Here is a 20450-nt window from a genome sequence, read left to right as displayed (position 1 = left end):
GGCCTGCCGGTCGGACACCGTGCAGGTGAGGACGCGACGCAGGACCCGCCGGGCCCGAGCACGCCGGGCCCACTCAAGACACGCAGGAGCACGTGGTGATCGAAGAAACCCTCCTCGAGGCCGAGGAGAAGATGGAGAAGGCCGTCGTGGTCGCGAAGGAGGACTTCGCCGCGATCCGCACCGGCCGTGCGCACCCGGCGATGTTCAACAAGATCGTCGCCGACTACTACGGCGCGCTGACCCCGATCAACCAGCTGGCCTCTTTCTCGGTTCCCGAGCCGCGCATGGCCGTCGTGACGCCGTTCGACAAGAGCGCGCTGCGCAACATCGAGCAAGCCATCCGCGACTCCGACCTCGGCGTCAACCCGAGCAACGACGGCAACATCATCCGAGTGACCTTCCCCGACCTCACGGAGGAGCGTCGTCGCGACTACATCAAGGTCGCGAAGACGAAGGCCGAGGACTCCAAGATCTCGATCCGGGCCGTCCGCCGCAAGGCGAAGGAGACCCTGGACAAGCTGGTCAAGGACAAGGAGTCCGGCGAGGACGAGGTGCGCCGCGCCGAGAAGGAGCTCGACGACACCACTGCGAAGTACGTCGCGCAGGTCGACGAGCTGCTCAAGCACAAGGAAGCCGAGCTGCTCGAAGTCTGATGAACGACTCTTCCTGGGGCGCCCCGCAGGGAGCCGGCTACGGGGGTACGCCCGAGATGAGGGCTGCCCCGGCAGGTCCTGCATACGATGTGCATGACGCCCAGCAGACTCGGCCCATGCCCATCGTGCCGGACGTTCCCGATGCAGGTAGAGACGCTCACGACCATGACGACCGGAACGGGGGAGCCGCCGGCCGGCGCGGCGGCCCCCCGTACCGTGACGAGAAGCAGCAGGAGCCCATGTCCACCGCGCCGCCGCCCCCGCAGAAGAAACGTGCGGGCCGTGACCTGCCAGCCGCCATAGGGGTCGGTGTGGGGCTCGGGGCCGTCATCGTCGCCTCGCTGTTCATCGTGAAGGCCGTCTTCATCGGCGTGATAGCGATCGCCGTCGTCGTCGGCCTCTGGGAGCTCACCTCCCGGCTGCAGGAGCGCAAGGGCATCAAGGCACCGCTCGTACCGCTCGCGATCGGCGGCGCGGCGATGGTCGTGGCCGGCTATGTGCGCGGAGCCGAGGGCGCCTGGGTCGCCATGGCCCTGACCGCTCTGGCGGTGCTCGTCTGGCGGATGACCGAGCCGCCCGAGGGGTACCTCAAGGACGTCACGGCCGGTGTTTTCGCCGCGTTCTACGTACCCTTCCTGGCCACCTTCGTCGCGATGCTGCTGAGCGCCGACGACGGGCCGCAGCGGGTCCTCACCTTCCTCCTGCTGACCGTGGTCAGCGACACGGGCGCGTACGCCGTCGGCTGGCGCTTCGGCAAGCACAAGCTCGCGCCGCGGATCAGCCCCGGGAAGACCCGCGAGGGACTGTTCGGAGCCGTCGCCTTCGCGATGGTCGCCGGTGCGCTGTGCATGCAGTTCCTGATCGACGACGGCACCTGGTGGCAGGGGCTGCTGCTCGGCCTGGCCGTCGCTGCCAGCGCCACCCTGGGTGACCTGGGCGAGTCCATGATCAAGCGGGATCTCGGGATCAAGGACATGGGTACGCTGCTCCCCGGTCACGGCGGGATCATGGACCGACTGGACTCGCTGCTGCCGACCGCTCCGGTGGTCTGGCTCCTGCTGGTGCTTTTCGTCGGCTCCGGCTGAGAAGCCGGGCCCCCAGCCTGACCTGCGTTTTTATGAGTGAGGGTCCGTTGTCCACAGGACAGCGGACCCTCACTCCTCTGTCTCGGCGAGGATCACCGCCGGCCGGACGCGGTCGCACCCTGTCCCGCCTGAGCCGGCGACGACAGCTGGCACCACGGCGTGTCTGCGACACTGGAGGAACCATGCCTAAGCCCGGAGAACTCACTTTCGTCGCGCCCCGCGGAGCCAAGAAGCCGCCGCGGCACCTCGCCGACCTCACGCCCGCCGAGCGCAAGGAAGCCGTCGCCGCGATCGGCGAGAAGCCGTTCCGCGCGCAGCAGCTGTCGCAGCACTACTTCGCGCGGTACGCGCACGACCCCGCCGAGTGGACCAACATCCCGGCCGGTTCACGGGACAAGCTCGCCGAGGCGATGTTCCCCGACCTGATGTCCGTGGTCCGGCACATCAGCTGCGACGACGACACCACCCGTAAGACGCTGTGGAAGCTGCACGACGGGACGCTGGTCGAGTCCGTCCTGATGCGCTACCCGGAGCGGGTGACGATGTGTATCTCGTCGCAGGCCGGGTGTGGGATGAACTGCCCGTTCTGCGCGACGGGGCAGGCCGGTCTGGACCGCAATCTGTCGACCGCCGAGATCGTCCACCAGATCGTGGACGGCATGCGGGCGCTGCGCGACGGGGAGGTTCCGGGCGGGCCCGCGCGGCTCTCCAACATCGTCTTCATGGGCATGGGTGAGCCGCTCGCCAACTACAAGAGGGTGGTCGGCGCGATTCGCCGGCTGACCGACCCGGAGCCGGACGGTCTCGGTCTTTCGCAGCGCGGCATCACCCTCTCCACCGTGGGCCTGGTGCCGGCCATGCTGCGCTTTGCCGACGAGGGCTTCAAGTGCCGTCTCGCCGTCTCGCTGCACGCGCCGGACGACGAGCTGCGGGACACGCTCGTGCCGGTGAACACGCGCTGGAAGGTGCGCGAGGTGCTGGACGCGGCGTGGGAGTACGCGGAGAAGTCCGGCCGCCGGATCTCCATCGAGTACGCGCTGATCCGCGACATCAACGACCAGGCCTGGCGCGGTGATCTGCTCGGCCGGCTCCTCAAGGGCAAGCGCGTCCATGTCAACCTGATCCCGCTCAACCCGACGCCCGGCTCGAAGTGGACCGCTTCCCGGCCCGAGGACGAGAAGGCGTTCGTCGACGCGATCGCCTCCCACGGAGTGCCCGTGACCGTGCGGGACACCCGCGGCCAGGAGATCGACGGGGCCTGCGGGCAGCTGGCGGCATCCGAGCGCTGAGGCCGAAAGAGCCCGTGTAACCTGGGCCCGAAATCAACTTCATATTCCGACAGGGGAGCGCCACAGCGCTGAGAGTGCGGCACCGAGGACAGGTTGGCCGCAGACCCTCTGAACCTCGCCCGGGTCATTCCGGGTAGGAAGTTCGGTCATCAACTCATGCTGTTGCGCCCTGCCCGCTTCTCCAAGGGCAGGGCCGCGTCTCTTCCTGGTCAAACCCAGGAGGAATTCATAATGAGCACCACCCGCACCACGCGTGGGACCAAGCAGCTCGCGGCGACGGCCCTCGCTGCCGCGCTCGGCGTCACGGCACTCGCCGGCTGCGGCAGTTCCGACGACTCGGCGTCAGGGGCCGGTGACACGAAGGGTTCCGGCTCCAAGACCGTGACCCTTGTCAGTCACGACTCGTTCAACGTCTCCAAGGACGTGCTGAAGGCGTTCACGAAGGAGACCGGCTACACGGTCAAGGTGCTGAAGAGCGGTGACGCAGGCGCTGCCCTCAACCAGGAGATCCTGACCAAGGGTTCCCCGCGCGGTGATGTGTTCTTCGGCGTCGACAACACGCTGCTCTCCCGCGCCCTCGACAACGGACTGTTCACCCCGTACGAGGCGAAGGGCATCGACCGCGTCGCGGCCGATGCCCAGCTGGACGCGGCCAAGCACCGGGTCACTCCGATCGACACCGGCGACATCTGCGTCAACTACGACAAGAAGTACTTCGCCGACAAGAAGCTCGCGCCGCCGAAGACCTTCGACGACCTGGCGAAGCCCGCGTACAAGAACCTTCTCGTCACCGAGAACGCCGCGACCTCGTCGCCCGGTCTCGGCTTCCTTCTCGGCACCGTCGCCACCTACGGCGAGAGCGGATACCAGGACTACTGGAAGAAGCTGAAGAGCAACGGTGTGAAGGTGGTCGACGGCTGGGAGCAGGCGTACAACGAGGAGTTCTCCGGGTCCGCGGGCGGCAAGAAGGCCAAGGCGGACCGGCCGCTCGTCGTCTCGTACGCCTCCAGTCCGCCGGTCGAGGTGCTCTACGCGAAGCCGCAGCCGAGCGAGGCTCCGACCGGGGTCGCGACCGGGACGTGCTTCCGGCAGATCGAGTTCGCCGGTCTGCTGAACGGCGCGAAGAACGAGGCGGGCGGCAAGGCGCTGCTGGACTTCCTGATCAGCAAGAAGTTCCAGGAGGACATGCCGCTCAACATGTTCGTGAACCCCGTCACCAAGGACGCGAAGCTGCCGGAGCTCTTCACGGAGTTCGGCGCCACGGTCGACAGGCCCACCACGGTGGCCCCGGACGCCATCGCCAAGAACCGTGAGCAGTGGGTCCGGTCGTGGTCCTCGCTCGTAGTGAAGTAGCGAAGAGTCCCGTACGCGGTCCGGGCGCGGGCGGGAAGGGTTCGCGCGCCCGGTCCGGGCTCGCGCGTCCCCGGCGCGCGGGGGCGTGGCGGGGGAGCGTGGTGCGGCTCGGTCTGATGGCCGTGCCCGTCGCGTTCTTCGCGCTGTTCTTCGCCTACCCCGTCGTCGCGATCGTCGGCCGCGGGCTGAACGCCGACGGCGCCTGGCAGTTCGGCCGGATCGGCGAGGTGCTGACCCGGCCGGACATCCTCGACGTCCTCTGGTTCACCACCTGGCAGGCCCTCGCGTCGACTGCGCTGACCCTGTTGATCGCGCTGCCCGGCGCGTATGTCTTCGCCCGCTTCGACTTCCCCGGCAAGCAGGTGCTGCGGGCGGTCGTCACCGTGCCGTTCGTCCTGCCGACCGTCGTCGTGGGGACGGCCTTCCTGGCGCTGCTGGGGCGCGGCGGTTTCCTCGACGAACTGGCGGGCGTGCGTCTCGACACCACGGTGTGGGCGATCCTGCTCGCCCATGTCTTCTTCAACTACGCGGTCGTCGTGCGGACCGTCGGCGGGCTGTGGTCGCAGCTCGACCCGCGGCAGGAGGAGGCCGCCCGGGTGCTGGGCGCCGGGCGGTTCGCGGCGTGGCGGCGGGTCACTCTGCCGGCCCTCGCGCCCGCGGTGGCCGCCGCCGGGCTGATGGTCTTCCTCTTCACGTTCACCTCCTTCGGTGTCGTACAGATCCTCGGCGGTCCGGCCTACTCCACGCTGGAGGTCGAGATCTACCGGCAGACCGCCCAGCTCCTCGACCTTCCGACGGCCGCCGTGCTGACGCTGGTTCAGTTCGCCGCGGTCGGCGCGATCCTGGCCGTGCACGCGTGGACCGTGCGGCGCGGGGAAACGGCGCTGAAGCTGGTCGATCCGGCGCGTACCTCCCGCAGGCCGCGCGGCACCGGGCAGTGGGCGCTGCTCGGCGGGGTCCTGCTGACGGTACTGGTGCTGATCCTGCTGCCGCTCGGTGTGCTCGTGGAACGTTCGCTGGACACGCCCGGCGGCTTCGGCTTCGGCTACTACCGCGCCCTGCAGTCCGCGGAGGCGAGCGGCAGCACGTTCCTGGTCGCACCTCTCGAAGCGATCGGGAACTCACTGCAGTACGCGCTGGTCGCGACTGTGATCGCGCTGATCGTCGGCGGGCTCGCGGCGGCCGCGCTGACGCTCCCCCAGCCTCGAACGGACTCGGCCGGGGGGACCCCCCTGGCCGGGCGGCTGGTCCGGGGTTTCGACGCGCTGCTGATGCTGCCTCTCGGGGTGTCCGCCGTCACCGTCGGCTTCGGCTTTCTGATCACGCTGGACAAGCCCCCGCTGGACCTGCGGACTTCGTGGATCCTGGTGCCGCTCGCCCAGGCGCTGGTCGGCGTTCCCTTTGTCGTACGGACGATGCTGCCGGTCCTGCGGGCGGTGGACGGCCGGCTCCGGGAGGCGGCGGCGGTGCTCGGGGCGTCGCCGCTGCGGGCCTGGCGCGAGGTCGATCTTCCGCTGGTGCGAAGAGCGGTGCTGGTCGCGGCGGGCTTCGCGTTCGCCGTGTCGCTCGGCGAGTTCGGGGCGACGGTGTTCATCGCGCGGCCCGACAACCCGACCCTGCCGGTGGCCGTGGCGCGGCTGCTGGGACGGTCCGGGGAGCTCAACTACGGGCAGGCGATGGCGCTCAGCACGATTCTGATGCTGGTGTGCGCGGTGTCGCTGCTGCTGCTCGAACGTATCCGCCCGGACCGGTCCAGGGAGTTCTGACGATGCTCGGGGTGTGGACATGCTGACACTGGAATCCGCCACGGTCCTCTTCGGGAAGCGGGCGGCGCTCGAAGCGGTGGATCTGAAGGTCGCGGACCACGAGATCGTCTGTGTCCTGGGGCCCAGCGGCAGCGGCAAGTCGACCCTGCTGCGCGTGGTTGCCGGACTGCACCCGCCGGACGGCGGCCGGGTGCTCCTCGACGGCGTCGACCAGGCCGGCGTGCCGGTCCACCGGCGCGGTCTCGGCCTGATGTTCCAGGATCATCAGCTCTTTCCGCACCGGGACGTCGGCGCCAACGTCGCCTTCGGGCTGCGCATGCACGGCGTCACACGCGGCGACCAGGACCGCAGGGTCGCCGAACTTCTCGAACTGGTGGGTCTGCCCGGCGCCGAACGGCGGGCCGTCGCCGCACTGTCCGGCGGAGAACAGCAGCGCGTCGCCCTCGCGCGGGCGCTCGCCCCGCGGCCGAAGCTGCTGATGCTGGACGAGCCGCTCGGCCAGCTGGACCGCAGCCTGCGCGAACGCCTCGTCGTCGAACTGCGCACCCTGTTCGCCCGGTTGGGGACGACGGTGCTCGCCGTCACCCACGACCAGGGCGAGGCCTTCGCCCTCGCCGACCGGGTCATCGTGATGCGCGACGGGCGGATCGCCCAGGCGGGCACCCCGTTGGAGGTCTGGCAGCGCCCTGCCTCAGCGTTCGTCGCCCGGTTCCTCGGCTTCGACAACGTGGTGGACGCGACGGTGACCGGCGCGGTGGCCGGTACGGCGTGGGGGAAGGTGCCGGTGCCGGACGGCTCGCCGCACGGCCCGCGCGCTCTGCTGGTGCGTCCGGCGGGCGTACGGCTCGGATCCCCGGAGTCCGGGCTGCGCTGCACGGTCGGCGCGCGCACCTTCCGGGGCAACCATGTCGCCGTGACCCTTCACCCCGAGAGCGGACCGCTCCTGGAGGCGGAGTGCCCGCTGCGGGACACCCCGCAGGAGGGCGCGTCGGTGGGTGTGACCTTCGACGCGTCGGAGACAGTGGTACTGCCCGCGACGTTCTAGGCGCAGCGCGCCCCGGTTGACGGGGCAGTTCCGCGCTATATTAAACACATCGGTTAATTAACGAGGTGGTTAAGGGCGTGGCTGAAACGGACCGGCTCAGCACCGTCTTCGCGGCTCTGGCCGACCCGACGCGTCGCGCGATCCTCGCGCGACTCGCCGTGGGCGAGGCCACGGTCACCGAACTTGCCGAGCCGTTCGACATGAGCCTTCCTGCGGTTTCCCGGCATCTGAAGGTGCTGGAGCGCGCCGGGCTGATCACGCGCGGCCGGTCGGCGCAGTGGCGGCCGTGCAGGCTGGAGGCGGCGCCGCTGGCGGACGCCACGGAGTGGCTGGACCATTACAGGACGTTCTGGGAGAGCAGTTTCGACCGCCTCGGGGAACACCTCACGCAGCTTCAGAAGATCCGGAACGATTCCGAGAAGGACAGGGGCCATGACTGAATCGGTACGCGAGGGCATCGACATCACCCGTATTTTCGACGCCCCGCGGGAACTCGTCTTCGAGGCCTGGACGACCCCCGAGCACTTCGCCGCCTGGTACGGCGGGGACGCCGAGGTGCCGCTCGACCGGGTGTCGATGGACGTCCGGCCGGGTGGCATGTGGAGCCTGGTCATCGTGGTGCCGGGCACGGAGATGCCGTTCCACGGTGTCTACCGGGAGGTGGTCGCACCCGAGCGGCTCGTCTTCACACTGAAGGACGCGACCGCGCCCGACGACATCGAGGGCGAGATCGTCACCGTCACGTTCACCGATCGCGGCGACAAGACCACCGAGATGGTCTTCCAGCAGCGCGGCGGCAACCTCACGGCCGAGCAGTACGCGGCGGCGGAGGACGGCTGGGAGGCGTTCTTCGACGCGCTGGCCAACCGGCTCGCGACGATCTGAACCGCTCAGCCGGACAGCCGGGCGAGTGCCTCGGGGGCCTCGTCCACCGTGTCGACCAGGGCGATACGGGACTCCATCGGCCGGCCGGCGGCCAGCGTCCGCAGCAGTGGCCAGGCGGGCACTTCCTCCGTCCAGTGGGCGCGGCCGACCAGCACCATCGGGGTCGGTGTGCCGCGTGAGCCGTAGTAGTTCGGTGTCGCGTTGTCGAAGACCTCCTGCACGGTTCCGGCGGCGCCCGGCAGGAAGACGACGCCCGCCGTGGAGCGGGCGAGCAGCCCCTCCTCGCGCAGCGCGTTGACGAAGTACTTGGCGATGTGGTCCGCGAACGGGTTCGGCGGCTCATGACCGTAGAACCAGGTGGGGATCGAGACCGAGCCGCCGCCGTCCGGCCAGCGTTCCCGCACGGCGAAGGCGGCCAGCGCCCAGTCGGTGACCGACGGGGTGAAGGACGGGGCGGCGGCAAGGAGTTCGCATGCCTTGTCCAGCATCGGATCGGGATGCGGCGCCGCGTACGCGCCGAGGTTCGCCGCCTCCATCGCGCCCGGACCGCCGCCGGTGGCCACCGTCAGCCCGCCGCGCGCCAGGGTCCGGCCCAGCCGGGCGGCGGCCGCGTACGCCGCGCTGCCGCGCGCGGTCGCGTGGCCGCCCATCACCCCGACCACCCGCGCCCCGGTGAGGACCTCGTCCAACGCGTCGGAGACCGCGTCGTCATGGAGTGCGCGCAGCATCGAGGCGAAGGCGTCGCCGTTCGCGCGGGTCCGCTGGAACCAGCGGTACGCGCGCGCGTCGGGCGTCGCCTCGTAACCCCCCTCCGCCAGCCCTTCGTAGAGCGCGTCGGGGGAGTAGAGCAGGCCGCGGTACGGATCGAAGGGCAGCCCCGGCACGGGCGGGAAGACGAACGCCCCGTCGGCCCGCACCTTCGCCGCCGCGTCCGGCTCCATCCGGCAGCCGAGGAAGACCGCGCCGGACGTGTCCGCGGCGAACAGCGCGGCGCTGCGGTCCGTCAGATCGACGGACTGGACGCGATATCCCGCCAGTGACCCGCCGGCGATCACCGCGTCGAATTCGGCGAGCGACTCGATCTCGATGCCGGGTGCAGGAATGCTGTCGTCCGGGTTCTCCACGCTGTCATGCTACGTACCGGCCGGGGTGTACCGCTCCAGCCGTACGGTCATATGCCCCCGAGTGGGAGGTGGCACCGTGACGGACGTGGCGCCTGGGGCGGAGCGGGACGGAGTGGTGCGAGCGCCCGTACCGTCGGGCCCGCCTTCCGTCGCACTGCGTGGCATCGCCGCCGTCTGCGCCGTACCGGGATCGTGGCAGTCGGCGGTGCCGATCGAGAACGGGTACGGCGTCGACGACGAGGAGCAGGGCGCGGGGGTCCGGATCTGCCGGGGGCTGCGCGAGCCCCGGCCGGAGATCCGGCCGGCCTTCCGGCACCTCGGCCGGCTGCCGGTCGGCTCCACGGCCGGCCGGCGGACCCTCAGCCGGTCAGCGGCAGCGCGGCCAATTCGGCGATCGCCCAGGTGATCGGGGTGAATACGACCAGCAGAATGCCGACCCGCAGGGCCGTCGCTGCCCGCAGCGCCGAGGCCGGCGCACCGAGCCGCAGCAGCGTCTGAGCCAGGTGGGCGCGGGCCTGCTTCGCCTCCAGGGCGGAGGTCAGCAGCGTCGCCGTCGTGCAGCCCAGTACGAGTACGGCGCCGAGCGCGGTGAGCGGGCCGAAGGGACGCGGACCCGTCCCGTACAGCGCGAACGCCGCGATCACCGCGGAGAGCACCGCGCAGACCACACCCAGCGGCCGGCCGATCCGGCGCGCCTCGTCCATCAGCACCCTTCCGGCCAGCAGACGTACGGCTCCGGGACGCACCGCCTGCAGCAGCTGTCCGCAGAGGTGCGTCAGTCCGGGACCCGCCATGGCCAGACCGATTGCCGTCAGCGACCACCCCGCCAGCACCCACACCGGGGTGCCGTCGGGAATTCCCGGCAGGGGGAACGGGCTGCCCGCGCCATCGCGGCTCGCGTACGCCTCGACCGCGAGACCGGCTGCCGCCAGCGCCACGCCCCACGGCAGTCCGGTCGGCGGAGCCGCCGGAGCCGGAATCTGCTCGTCCGGCACGATGTCCTGCGTGCCGTCCTCCGGCACCGCCGCCTGTAGCGGCCGGGTGCGCAGCGCCATCGCGCTTGCCGCCGCCGCGGCCACCGGCACCAGCGTCAGCAGAACAAGGGTCGCGGCCACCGGCAACGGGGCTCCTGCGCCCAGCGGTTCGGCCGCCGCACCGTCGAACGGCAGCCCGGTCAGATCGCCGCGCAGATGCACGAAGAGAAGCAGCGCCACCATCGACCCGAGGGTGCAGGACATGGCGGTGGAGACTGCGGCCAGCACGCCGAGCCTGACCGGCCCCAGACCGACGGCGGACAGCCCCGGACGCGGGCGGGTGCTCGGGTCCGTACGGGCCACCGCGACCGCGAACTGCACGGTGGCGGCCAGCGGCACGAAGCACCACAGCAGCCGCAGCACCGAGGCGGTCGAGTACGCCGGATGCGTCGACGCGTATGCCAGGGTGCACAACAGCAGGAAGCCGACCCCGGCTGAGGCGGCCGAGACCAGCAGTCGCCGCACCAGGACCAGCGGATGGGTACCGCGGGCTAGACGGAGAGCGAGCACGCCGCGCGGCCTTCCGTATCGGACACCGCGGGCAGGGCGACGGTGGCGACGCGGCGGCCGTCCAGCAGCGGGACCGTGCGGTCTGCCAGCGAGGCGACCTCCACGTCATGGGTGGCGAGCACGACCGTGATGCCGTGCGAGCGGGCCGCGCTCGTCAGTGTCCGCAGCACGTGGGTGCGGTCCGTGCGGTGCAGCGTCGCGGTCGGCTCGTCGGCGAAGATCACCGTGGGTGAGCCGGCCAGCGCGCGGGCGACGGCGATCCGCTGGCGCTGTCCCTGGAGCAGCGTGTGGGGACGCTGCTTGGCGCACATGCCGATGTCGAGCCGCTCCAGCCACTCCATGGCGGTCTTCTTCGCGGCCCGGTGCGAGGTGCCGCGCAGCAGCAGGGGAAGCGCTGCGTTCTCCCAGGTGCTCAGCTCCGGTACGAGCTGGGGATCGGGTGCGATCCAGCCGAACCGGTCACGGCGCAGCCGCTCGCGCAGCCGCGGACCCATGGTGTGGACTGGGACGCTGTTGAACCACACCTCGCCCTGCTGAGGCACCAGTTGGCCGGAGAGGCAGTGCAGCAGAGTCGTCTTGCCGCTGCCTCGCGGGCCGGTCACGGCGAGGATCTCGCCGTCGTGGACCTCCAGGGAGATCCCGCCGAGCGCGGGTGAGCCGTTGTGGGAGTGGTGCAGGGAACGCGCCCAGATCACGTCGTTGTCCGGCGGGGCCACCATGGCGTACACCTCGGTTCAGATCAGATTTCCCGTCCCCCGTACGGGGGAACGAAGAGGAGGCCGATCGGTCACTCGGCACCGTAAGGATTCGGACCGCGGTGTGCGCACAGCACGCGGCCCGGGTGCGCTTCTTCCCACTCGAATGGGCGCATCCGGGCCGCGTGGACCATATGAAATGACCGCTGGAATGCGGTCGGCCGGTGATCGGGCCGGGGTCAATCGGTCAATCGATCCGTGGTCGATCAGCCGATCGACCCGCGGCCTGGGTCACCGTCCCTCTCAGAGCTTCGTCCAGGCTTCCGTCAGGACGCTCCGGAGGATGCCCTCGATCTCGTCGAACGTCGACTGGTCGGAGATCAGCGGCGGCGCGAGCTGGACGACCGGGTCGCCGCGGTCGTCGGCCCGGCAGTACAGACCGTTGTCGTACAGCGCCTTGGAGAGGAAGCCGTAGAGAACGCGCTCGGTCTCCTCGTCGGTGAACGTCTCCTTGGTGACCTTGTCCTTCACCAGCTCGATGCCGTAGAAGAAGCCGTTGCCGCGGACGTCGCCGACGATCGGCAGGTCGTGCAGCTTCTGCAGCGTCGTGAGGAACGCGTTCTCGTTGTCCAGGACGTGCTGGTTGAGACCCTCGCGCTCGAAGATGTCGAGGTTGGCGAGGCCGACCGCCGCGGAGACCGGGTGGCCGCCGAAGGTGTAGCCGTGCAGGAAGGTGTTGCCGCCCTCGTAGAACGGCTCGGCGATGCGGTCCGAGACGATGCAGGCGCCGATCGGGGAGTAGCCCGACGTCATGCCCTTGGCGCAGGTGATCATGTCCGGCACGTAGCCGAACTTGTCGCAGGCGAACATCGTGCCGAGGCGGCCGAAGGCGCAGATGACCTCGTCGGAGACGAGCAGCACGTCGTACTTGTCACAGATCTCGCGGACCCGCTGGAAGTACCCGGGCGGCGGCGGGAAGCAGCCACCGGCGTTCTGCACCGGCTCCAGGAAGACCGCGGCGACCGTCTCCGGTCCCTCGAAGAGGATCTCCTGTTCGATCTGGTCGGCGGCCCAGCGGCCGAAGGCCTCCGGGTCGTCGCCGTGGATCGGGGCGCGGTAGATGTTGGTGTTCGGCACCTTGTGCGCGCCGGGGACCAGCGGCTCGAAGGGGGCCTTCAGGGCCGGCAGGCCGGTGATGGACAGGGCGCCCTGCGGGGTGCCGTGGTAGGCGACCGCACGCGAGATGACCTTGTACTTGGTCGGCTTGCCCTTGAGCTTGAAGTACTGCTTGGCGAGCTTCCAGGCGGTCTCGACGGCCTCGCCGCCGCCGGTGGTGAAGAAGACCTTGTTGAGGTCGCCCGGCGCGTAGTCGGCGAGCCGCTCGGCCAGTTCGACGGCCTTCGGGTGGGCGTAGGACCACACCGGGAAGAAGGCCAGCTCCTGGCCCTGCTTGTAGGCCGCTTCGGCGAGCTCGTGACGGCCGTGACCGGCGTTGACCACGAACAGGCCGGACAGGCCGTCGAGGTAGCGCTTGCCCTGGTCGTCATAGATGTAGGTGCCCTCGCCACGCACGATGGTGGGAACGGGCGCGTTCTCGTAGTCCGACATGCGGGTGAAGTGCATCCACAGGTGGTCGTACGCGGTTCGGCTGAGGTCCTTGCTCACGGCTATCGGGTTCCCCACATATAGGTCTGCTTCTTGAGCTTCAGGTAGACGAAACTCTCGGTGGAGCGCACGCCGGGGATGGCCCGGATGCGTTTGTTGATCGTTTCCAGCAGGTGGTCGTCGTCCTCGCAGACGATCTCCACCATCAGGTCGAAGGAGCCCGCGGTCATCACCACGTACTCGCACTCGGCCATGGCCGACAGCGCTTCCGCGACAGGATCGAGGTCGCCTTCGACATTGATGCCGACCATCGCCTGCCGCCGGAACCCCACGGTGAGCGGGTCCGTGACGGCGACGATCTGCATCACGCCCTGATCGAGCAGCTTCTGGACGCGCTGCCGCACGGCCGCCTCGGAGAGGCCGACGGCCTTGCCGATCGCGGCGTACGGACGACGCCCGTCCTCCTGGAGCTGCTCGATGATTGCGAGGGAGACGGCATCGACCGCTGGTGACGATCCGTTCCCGGTCCTGGAGTCTGCGCTGCGACTGGCCACGCGTCCACTGTGCACCGAGACTCGTCTGTCTTGCAACCCTCAATCGATGAAATTCGTTGTTTGAGGATCCAGATCTCACTGAATCCGAAGTTCTCAGTGGTTTGGTATGTCGAAAGCGATACCTCTGCGACTAGGCTGGACGTCTCACCCATTGGACGTGTCGACAGGAGGGGTGGTTGTGACCACCGAGGTGCGCCGTCTGCGCAACTACATCAACGGGGAGTTCCGGGACGCCGCGGACGGGCGGACCATCGACGTGGTCAACCCGGCGACGGAAGAGGTCTACGCGACCTCCCCGCTCTCCGGCCAGACCGATGTCGATGCCGCCATGGACGCCGCCGCGGCGGCCTTCCCCGCCTGGCGCGACATCACGCCCGCCGAGCGCCAGAAGGCCCTGCTGAAGATCGCGGACGCGTTCGAGGCGCGGGCGGAGGAGCTGATCGCCGCCGAGTCCGAGAACACCGGCAAGCCGATCGAGCTCACCCGCACCGAAGAAATCCCGCCGATGGTGGACCAGATCCGCTTCTTCGCGGGCGCGGCGCGGATGCTCGAAGGCCGCTCGGCCGGCGAATACATGGAGGGGATGACCTCCATCATCCGCCGCGAGCCGGTCGGCGTCTGCGCCCAGGTCGCGCCGTGGAACTACCCGATGATGATGGCGGTATGGAAGTTCGCCCCGGCGCTCGCCGCGGGCAACACCGTCGTCATCAAGCCGTCCGACACCACCCCGGCGTCGACCGTGCTGATCGCCGAGATCATCGGCGACATCCTGCCCAAGGGCGTCTTCAACGTCCTCTGCGGCGACCGCGAGACCGGCCGCGCGATGGTCGAGCACCGGACCCCGGCGATGGCCTCCATCACCGGTTCGGTACGGGCCGGCATGCAGGTCGCCGAGTCCGCCGCCAAGGACGTCAAGCGCGTTCACCTGGAGCTCGGTGGCAAGGCGCCCGTCGTCGTCTTCGAGGACTCCGACATCGCCAAGGCCGTCGAGGGCATCTCCGTCGCGGGCTTCTTCAACGCGGGTCAGGACTGTACGGCCGCGACCCGCGTCCTCGTCCACGAGTCGATCCACGACGAGTTCGTCACCGCGCTCGCCAAGGCCGCCGCCGACACGAAGACCGGGCAGCCGGACGACGAGGACGTGCTCTACGGCCCGCTCAACAACGCCAACCAGCTGAAGCAGGTCAGCGGGTTCATCGACCGGCTGCCCACGCACGCCAAGGTCGAGGCGGGCGGCCACCGGGTCGGCGAGAAGGGCTACTTCTACGCCCCGACCGTCGTTTCCGGTCTGCGGCAGGACGACGAGATCATCCAGAACGAGGTCTTCGGACCGGTGATCACGGTCCAGTCGTTCACCGACGAGGACCAGGCCGTGGAGTACGCGAACGGCGTCGAGTACGCCCTCGCCTCCTCGGTGTGGACCAAGGACCACGCCCGCGCGATGCGCATGTCCAAGAACCTCGACTTCGGCTGTGTGTGGATCAACACCCACATCCCGCTCGTCGCCGAGATGCCGCACGGCGGATTCAAGAAGTCCGGCTACGGCAAGGACCTCTCCGCGTACGGTTTCGAGGACTACACGCGCATCAAGCACGTCATGACCTCGCTCGACGACTGACACCCCGCGGTGGTGACGGCCCCTCGAATGCGCTACTTCGAGGGGCCGTTCCCGTGTGCGCCGCCTGACGGGGTATCGACAGGGTGTGCGGGAGAGGCCCGCTCTGCTGGACGGTTGGTCCATTGTCCGCGGCGTTCCCGGCCGGGCATCCTGCGCAGGTGCGAGCGATCCCGAACAACCCCATGTCCCGCCGGTCCCTGCTGCGCGCCTTCGGGGCGGGAGCGGCCGGTGTCACGCTGGCCGGCTGCGGAGTGCCCGCCGCCTACGTGCAGCCCGGCGACCGCACTGGACACGACTACTCCGGTGGCGACCACACGCTGCATTTCGCCAACTGGCCGCTGTACATCGACACCGGCGACAAGGACCCGTCGAAGCGGCCCACCCTCGACGCCTTCACCGAGCGCACCGGGATCTCCGTCACGTACACCGAGGAGATCAACGACAACGACGAGTTCTTCGGGAAGATCAGCCCAGCGCTGATGAACCATCAGCAGACCGGCCGGGACGTGTTCGTCATCAGCGACTGGATGGTCGCCCGGTTCGTACGGCTCGGCTGGGTGCAGGAGATGGACCGGGCCAAGCAGCCCAATGTTGCCAAGTACCTGGACCCGCAGCTGCGTTCCCCCGCCTTCGACAAGGGGCGGACGCACAGCGTTCCCTGGCAGTCCGGGATCACCGGCATCGCGTACAACCGCAAGAAGCTCGGCCGCGAGGTCCGGCACATGAGTGATCTGTGGGCGGACGACCTGCGGGGCAAGGTGACGCTGCTGTCCGGGCTCGACGAGTCCATCGCCCTGCTGATGCAGGGCAACGGCGTCGACATCGCCCGGTGGACGCTGGACGACTTCTACACGATGTGCGACCAGGTGGAGAAGCTGGTGAAGACGAAGCACATCCGCCGCTTCACCGGGAACGACTACATCAAGGACCTCTCGACCGGTGATGTGCTCGCCTGCCAGGCGTATTCGGGAGATGTCATCCAGCTGAAGGCGGACAACCCGGAGATCGAGTTCGTGGTGCCGGAGGAAGGAGCCGAGCTCTGGGCGGAGTCGCTCGTGATCCCCAACCTCGCCCGGCACAAGCGCAATGCGGAGAAGCTGATCGACTACTACTACGAGCCGGAGGTCGCCGCGGAGCTCGCGACCTGGGTCAACTACGTCTGCCCCGTCCCGGCCGCCCGCGAGGTGCTGGCCTCCTCGAAGGACGAGGAGACCGCGGCGCTCGCCGAGAATCCGCTGATCTTCCCCGACGACGCGATGCGCGGACGGCTGGCGATCGCCCGCGACATCACGCCAGAGGAGCGTACCGAGATGGCGAAGAAGTGGAACTCCATCGTCGGGTTGTGAAACCGGCCCCGGGGTGGCGTAAACGGCGGGTAAACACGGGCGTACGCTGCGGACATGAGCGAGCGAAGAGCCCTGCTGAGGCGCATACGCGTGTGGTTGGTCGTCTTTATCGTCTGTCTGGTGCTGAGCGGGCTGACCGCCTTCCCGCTCGTCCATGAACTCCACTGGGCCGAGGATCTGCTGAGGTCCTCGACCTCTCCCGTGCCCGAACACTTCCCGGCCCTCATGGAGTGGATCACCCGGGTCCGGACCGGCCTCGACGAGGCCGACGCGACGTACCCGTTCGTGCTGTACGGCACCGACTGGCTGGCTTTCGCGCATCTCGTCATCGCGGTCGCGTTCTACGGTCCGTACCGCGACCCGGTCCGCAACATCTGGGTCGTCGAGTTCGGCATGATCGCCTGCGCCGGGATCATCCCGCTCGCGCTGATCTGCGGACCGATCCGGGACATTCCGTTCTGGTGGTCGGTCATCGACATGTCGTTCGGCGCCTTCGGAGTGCTTCCGCTGCTCGTCGTCCGCCGGATGATCAAGCGGCTGGAAGCGCTGGGCCGGACGCCGGACCCGGTGGCCGGGCCGGCGTCCGCGGCGACGGTCTGAGTCACTGGGCCGACGGGGCACCGTACCGATGCCCTGGGCAGGGTGAACATCTCCTCCAGCAGCGGCCCGCGCACCACCTGCCCGCGGAACAGGGCCCGGATGAAGTGCTCCAGATCGGCGGTGGTGGAGATCAGATCACCCGCCGCCCAGGCGTCCGTCGCCCCCCCACACCGTCACATCCCGCAGTTCGCTGGTTCCGTCGGCCCCGGCGAAGACCTGGTAACCGTGGTTGTGCGGGCCGCGGATCGTCGGGTCGATGCCGGGGAAGCCGGTGTCCTTCAGTCCCAGGGGATCCAGGATGCGGCGGGACACCTCCGACTCGTACGTGCGGCCCGTGACCTTCTCGATCAGCAGGCCCGCCACGGTGTAGCCGATGTTGTCGTAGTGCTGCCGTGTGCCGGGCGCGAAGTCCGGCCGCTGGGAGGTGGCTTCGCGCACCGTGTCCGCCGCGTCATGCAGATCGAAGCGGTGCGCGTACCACTCGTCGAGCGTGTCGCCGCCGGAGCCGACGGACGGGATGCCGCTGGTGTGGTTCAGCAGCTGGCGCACGGTGACCTTCTTGTACGCCGCCGGGATCAGCTCCGGCAGATAGTGCCGGACCGGCAGGTTCAGGTCGAGCTTCCCCTCCCCGGCCAGCTGGAGTACGACGGCCGCCGTGAAGACCTTGGTGACCGAACCGGCCCGGAAGCGGCCCCCCGGGTCCGCCGGGAGCCCCGACTCCAGATCGTGCACACCGGAGCTACCCCGCCAGGTTCCCGCGGTGCCTGCGACTCGGACGAGTGCGGCCGTGGCGTCGGTCCTCGGGAGCCCGGCGATCGCGGCCCGCAGGGCCTCGGCGTCCGGAGCGGCCTGCCCGGTGGCCGCGGCGGCGGTCGCCGGGGTGAGGTCTGCCGCGAGCGCCGGTCCGGCAGGGCCGACGGCGATGCCGAGGAGCAGGGCGGCTGCGACGACGGTACGGGAAGTGCGGGCGTTCATGTCCGGTGCCTCCTGGGCGTGGAATCCGTAACTGCTGATGGACTCCATCCTGTTGATCCGCAGGCCCCGGCGGATCACCCGGCCGAGCGGTCCTCGCCGGGCGTATTTCTCACCTGTGCGGGGGAGGCGGGTGACGGCTGTCCGTCCGGCGAGGGAGTGACGACACCACACTCGTACGCGCAGATGACCGCCTGGATCCGATCGCGCAGTCCCAGCTTGGACAGCACATTGCCCACATGGGTTTTCACCGCGTGTTCGCTGACGACCAGCGCGGCCGCTATCTCCGCGTTCGACAGACCGCGGGCCAGGTGCAGCAGCGTCTCGCGCTCGCGGGCGGTGATCGGCGGGGTGGCGTTCTCGATGTCGGAACGGACTCGGGCGGGACGGGGGCTGCTGTGCGGATCGGTCACATCTGCTCCTCGGGCACCAGTCTCCCTCACCGACGGTGAGACACCGCCCATCATGCCGGATCGATCAAGAAAGCTCAGCGGACCGGGAGTTGGCGAGCAGGCCGTGCAGGGCGTCGACCCGGTTGGTGGTGATCGAGTCGACGCCGTGTCCGATCAGACGGCGCATCGTGCGCTTGGTGTCGGCCGTCCAGGCGGAGACCAGCAGCCCGTCCCGGTGGATACGGTCCGTCAGGTCCCGGTTCAGCAGCCCGAACCGGTAGTTCAGCCAGCGCGGCCTCACCACGTCCAGCAGGGCGGAGCGCGGCGGGGCGAGTGTGGTCCAGGTGAGGGCGATCTCGGCGGACGGATCCGCGGCGCGCACCCGCAGCATGGCCTCGGGGCCCGCGCAGTAGTACGTACGCTCCGCGGCCCCGCACTCGCGGACCAGGCCGACGGTCTTCCGTACCGACTCGTCGGTGGAGCCGGGCAGATCGAGCATGAGGCGGTGCGCCCCGGCGGCGAGCAGCGCCTCGCGCAGGGTGGGCACACCGCCCGCGGTCAGCTCGGTGAGCTCCTGGTGGGTGAGCCGGTCCAGTCTGCGCTCGTGGCCCCACAGCCGTTCCAGCGTGGCGTCGTGAAGCAGGACCGGCACCCCGTCGCGGGTGACCCGGACATCGATCTCGACCGCGTCCGCCCCCCGTTCGATGGCGGAGCGGATCGAGGGGAGGGTGTTCTCGCGGGCACGGTACGGATCGCCGCGGTGAGCTACGGCGGTGACAGAGGTGGCCATGGGGCCATTGTCACCACCGGTGGTCACCGGCCGGTGCGCCGCAGCCAGTCCGACGTGTACGTGTCGATCTCGGCGGCCAGCGTCCGCTTGCCGGCCGGGTCGAGGTACGAGGCCTCCACCGCGTTCTTCGCGAGCACGGCAAGACCCCGCTCGTCCAGACCGAGGAGGCGGGCCGCGACCCCGTACTCGTTGTTGAGGTCGGTGCCGAACATCGGCGGGTCGTCGCTGTTGATGGTGACCAGGACTCCGGCGTCCACCATCTCCTTGACCGGGTGCAGGTCGAGATCGGTCACGGCGCGGGTTGCGATGTTCGAGGTCGGGCAGACCTCCAGCGCGATCCGGTGCTCGGCGAGGTGGTCGAGGAGCCTGCGGTCCTGGGTGGCGCTGGTGCCGTGGCCGATGCGCTCGGCGCGCAGTTCGGTGAGGGCGTCCCAGATCGTCTGCGGGCCCGTGGTCTCCCCGGCGTGCGGGACGGAGTGCAGCCCCTCGGCGATCGCCCGGTCGAAGTAGGGCTTGAACTGCGGTCGGGGCACGCCGATCTCCGGACCGCCGAGCCCGAACGAGACGAGCCCCTCGGGTCGCAGGTCCACGGCGAGCCGGGTGGTCTCCTCGGCTGATTCGAGCCCGGCCTCGCCGGGAATGTCGAAGCACCAGCGCAGGACGACCCCGAGCTCGGCCTCGGCGGCCTTGCGGGCGTCCTCTATCGCCTCCATGAACCCCTGCTCCGGAATGCCGCGCCGGGTCGAGCTGAACGGGGTGACGGTCAGTTCCGCGTACCGGATGTTCTGGCGGGCCATGTCACGGGCGACCTCGAAGGTCAGCAGCCGGACGTCCTCCGGGGTGCGGATCAGGTCCACGACGGAGAGATAGACGTCGATGAAGTGGCCGAAGTCGGTGAAGGTGAAGTAGTCGGCCAGCGCCTCCGGGTCGGTGGGGACCTTGGAGTCCGGGTGGTGGGCGGCCAGTTCGGAGACGATGCGGGGCGAGGCGGATCCGACATGGTGGACATGCAGTTCGGCCTTGGGCAGCCCCGCGATGAAGGCGTGCAGATCGGTCATCGGATCCTCCGGGGGCATGACGTGGAGCGGTCCGGGCACGGGACGGCCCGGTGTGGGACGGGGATCATCGTAGGCC

Annotated in this window: 18 protein-coding genes, 2 pseudogenes and 1 riboswitch; of the genes and pseudogenes, 11 read left to right on the top strand and 9 right to left on the bottom strand. The window is 69.5% G+C overall.

All coding sequences use genetic code 11. From position 1 onward, the window contains the following. Window positions 1-95 precede the first annotated feature (95 nt). The 8 genes from frr to ACGFSA_RS11265 all read left to right on the top strand — a co-directional run bounded on the left by frr (window position 96) and on the right by ACGFSA_RS11265 (window position 8076). Complete coding sequence (frr, locus tag ACGFSA_RS11300) at window positions 96-653, top strand: ribosome recycling factor (RefSeq protein WP_093899080.1); 558 nt, start codon at window positions 96-98, stop codon at window positions 651-653. Continuing rightward, on the top strand, window positions 653-1738 hold the full coding sequence (locus tag ACGFSA_RS11295) for a phosphatidate cytidylyltransferase (RefSeq protein WP_393302916.1): 1086 nt from the start codon (window positions 653-655) through the stop codon (window positions 1736-1738). The genes frr and ACGFSA_RS11295 overlap by 1 nt, the downstream gene beginning before the upstream one ends. Window positions 1739-1920: 182 nt before the next feature. Then, window positions 1921-3027 (top strand): 23S rRNA (adenine(2503)-C(2))-methyltransferase RlmN, encoded by a 1107-nt coding sequence (gene rlmN / locus ACGFSA_RS11290; RefSeq protein WP_393302914.1) that lies wholly within the window; start codon window positions 1921-1923, stop codon window positions 3025-3027. Window positions 3028-3068: 41 nt separating this feature from the next. Further along, a riboswitch (TPP riboswitch) is annotated at window positions 3069-3185 on the top strand. A 73-nt stretch (window positions 3186-3258) separates the two neighbouring features. After that, window positions 3259-4380 carry a thiamine ABC transporter substrate binding subunit gene (locus ACGFSA_RS11285; RefSeq protein WP_393302912.1) on the top strand — a complete coding sequence of 374 codons (1122 nt, stop codon included), beginning with the start codon at window positions 3259-3261 and terminating at the stop codon, window positions 4378-4380. Window positions 4381-4496: 116 nt separating this feature from the next. After that, window positions 4497-6146: an ABC transporter permease gene (locus ACGFSA_RS11280; protein ID WP_393303178.1), complete on the top strand. Its 1650-nt coding sequence runs from the start codon at window positions 4497-4499 to the stop codon at window positions 6144-6146. A gap of 19 nt (window positions 6147-6165) precedes the next feature. Beyond that, the gene (locus ACGFSA_RS11275) at window positions 6166-7191 is read left to right on the top strand and encodes an ABC transporter ATP-binding protein (RefSeq protein WP_393303176.1); all 1026 of its coding nucleotides are present in this window, start codon (window positions 6166-6168) and stop codon (window positions 7189-7191) included. 77 nt (window positions 7192-7268) lie between these two features. Next, on the top strand, window positions 7269-7631 hold the full coding sequence (locus tag ACGFSA_RS11270) for an ArsR/SmtB family transcription factor (RefSeq protein WP_393302910.1): 363 nt from the start codon (window positions 7269-7271) through the stop codon (window positions 7629-7631). Further along, window positions 7624-8076 carry an SRPBCC domain-containing protein gene (locus tag ACGFSA_RS11265; protein ID WP_393302908.1) on the top strand — a complete coding sequence of 151 codons (453 nt, stop codon included), beginning with the start codon at window positions 7624-7626 and terminating at the stop codon, window positions 8074-8076. Before ACGFSA_RS11270 ends, ACGFSA_RS11265 begins: the two co-directional genes overlap by 8 nt. 5 nt (window positions 8077-8081) lie before the next feature. On the opposite strand, the gene ACGFSA_RS11260 is transcribed toward ACGFSA_RS11265, so the two are convergent. From ACGFSA_RS11260 to ACGFSA_RS11240, 5 genes are all read right to left on the bottom strand, one after another. Continuing rightward, window positions 8082-9200, bottom strand: a complete 1119-nt coding sequence (locus tag ACGFSA_RS11260) for an LOG family protein (protein WP_393302906.1) — start codon at window positions 9198-9200, stop codon at window positions 8082-8084. Between the two features lie 359 nt (window positions 9201-9559). Beyond that, window positions 9560-10744, bottom strand: a complete 1185-nt coding sequence (locus ACGFSA_RS11255; RefSeq protein WP_393302904.1) for a hypothetical protein — start codon at window positions 10742-10744, stop codon at window positions 9560-9562. Continuing rightward, window positions 10726-11463 carry an ABC transporter ATP-binding protein gene (locus ACGFSA_RS11250; protein WP_393302902.1) on the bottom strand — a complete coding sequence of 246 codons (738 nt, stop codon included), beginning with the start codon at window positions 11461-11463 and terminating at the stop codon, window positions 10726-10728. The genes ACGFSA_RS11255 and ACGFSA_RS11250 overlap by 19 nt, the downstream gene beginning before the upstream one ends. Window positions 11464-11742: 279 nt before the next feature. Next, window positions 11743-13122, bottom strand: coding sequence for an aspartate aminotransferase family protein (locus ACGFSA_RS11245; RefSeq protein WP_393302900.1), 1380 nt, complete (start codon window positions 13120-13122; stop codon window positions 11743-11745). After that, a complete protein-coding gene (locus tag ACGFSA_RS11240) occupies window positions 13107-13613 on the bottom strand; it encodes an Lrp/AsnC family transcriptional regulator (protein ID WP_393302898.1) in 507 nt (168 codons plus the stop codon). The genes ACGFSA_RS11245 and ACGFSA_RS11240 overlap by 16 nt, the downstream gene beginning before the upstream one ends. A gap of 163 nt (window positions 13614-13776) precedes the next feature. On the opposite strand from ACGFSA_RS11240, the gene ACGFSA_RS11235 reads away from it, so the two are divergent. The 3 genes from ACGFSA_RS11235 to ACGFSA_RS11225 all read left to right on the top strand — a co-directional run bounded on the left by ACGFSA_RS11235 (window position 13777) and on the right by ACGFSA_RS11225 (window position 17162). Further along, entirely contained in the window at window positions 13777-15216 is a 1440-nt protein-coding gene (locus ACGFSA_RS11235) for a gamma-aminobutyraldehyde dehydrogenase (protein ID WP_393302896.1), read from the top strand. Between the two features lie 182 nt (window positions 15217-15398). Beyond that, window positions 15399-16562, top strand: coding sequence for a PotD/PotF family extracellular solute-binding protein (locus ACGFSA_RS11230; RefSeq protein ID WP_393303174.1), 1164 nt, complete (start codon window positions 15399-15401; stop codon window positions 16560-16562). Between the two features lie 54 nt (window positions 16563-16616). Then, window positions 16617-17162, top strand: a complete 546-nt coding sequence (locus ACGFSA_RS11225) for a hypothetical protein (protein WP_393302894.1) — start codon at window positions 16617-16619, stop codon at window positions 17160-17162. A gap of 26 nt (window positions 17163-17188) precedes the next feature. Here ACGFSA_RS11225 and ACGFSA_RS11220 read toward each other — a convergent pair. The 4 genes and pseudogenes from ACGFSA_RS11220 to ACGFSA_RS11205 all read right to left on the bottom strand — a co-directional run. Further along, window positions 17189-18137 (bottom strand): annotated as a pseudogene (locus ACGFSA_RS11220) (serine hydrolase domain-containing protein); the annotation flags it as partial. A 74-nt stretch (window positions 18138-18211) separates the two neighbouring features. Next, window positions 18212-18478 (bottom strand): annotated as a pseudogene (locus ACGFSA_RS11215) (response regulator transcription factor); the annotation flags it as partial. A 133-nt stretch (window positions 18479-18611) separates the two neighbouring features. Then, window positions 18612-19316, bottom strand: a complete 705-nt coding sequence (locus ACGFSA_RS11210; protein ID WP_393302892.1) for a glycerophosphodiester phosphodiesterase — start codon at window positions 19314-19316, stop codon at window positions 18612-18614. A gap of 23 nt (window positions 19317-19339) precedes the next feature. Beyond that, window positions 19340-20374 carry an adenosine deaminase gene (locus ACGFSA_RS11205; RefSeq protein WP_393302890.1) on the bottom strand — a complete coding sequence of 345 codons (1035 nt, stop codon included), beginning with the start codon at window positions 20372-20374 and terminating at the stop codon, window positions 19340-19342. Window positions 20375-20450 lie beyond the last annotated feature (76 nt).

The sequence above is a fragment of the Streptomyces sp. NPDC048496 genome, from assembly GCF_043200055.1.
In the GTDB taxonomy this organism is placed as follows: domain Bacteria; phylum Actinomycetota; class Actinomycetes; order Streptomycetales; family Streptomycetaceae; genus Streptomyces.
This window is presented reverse-complemented; position numbering and strand designations above follow the sequence as displayed.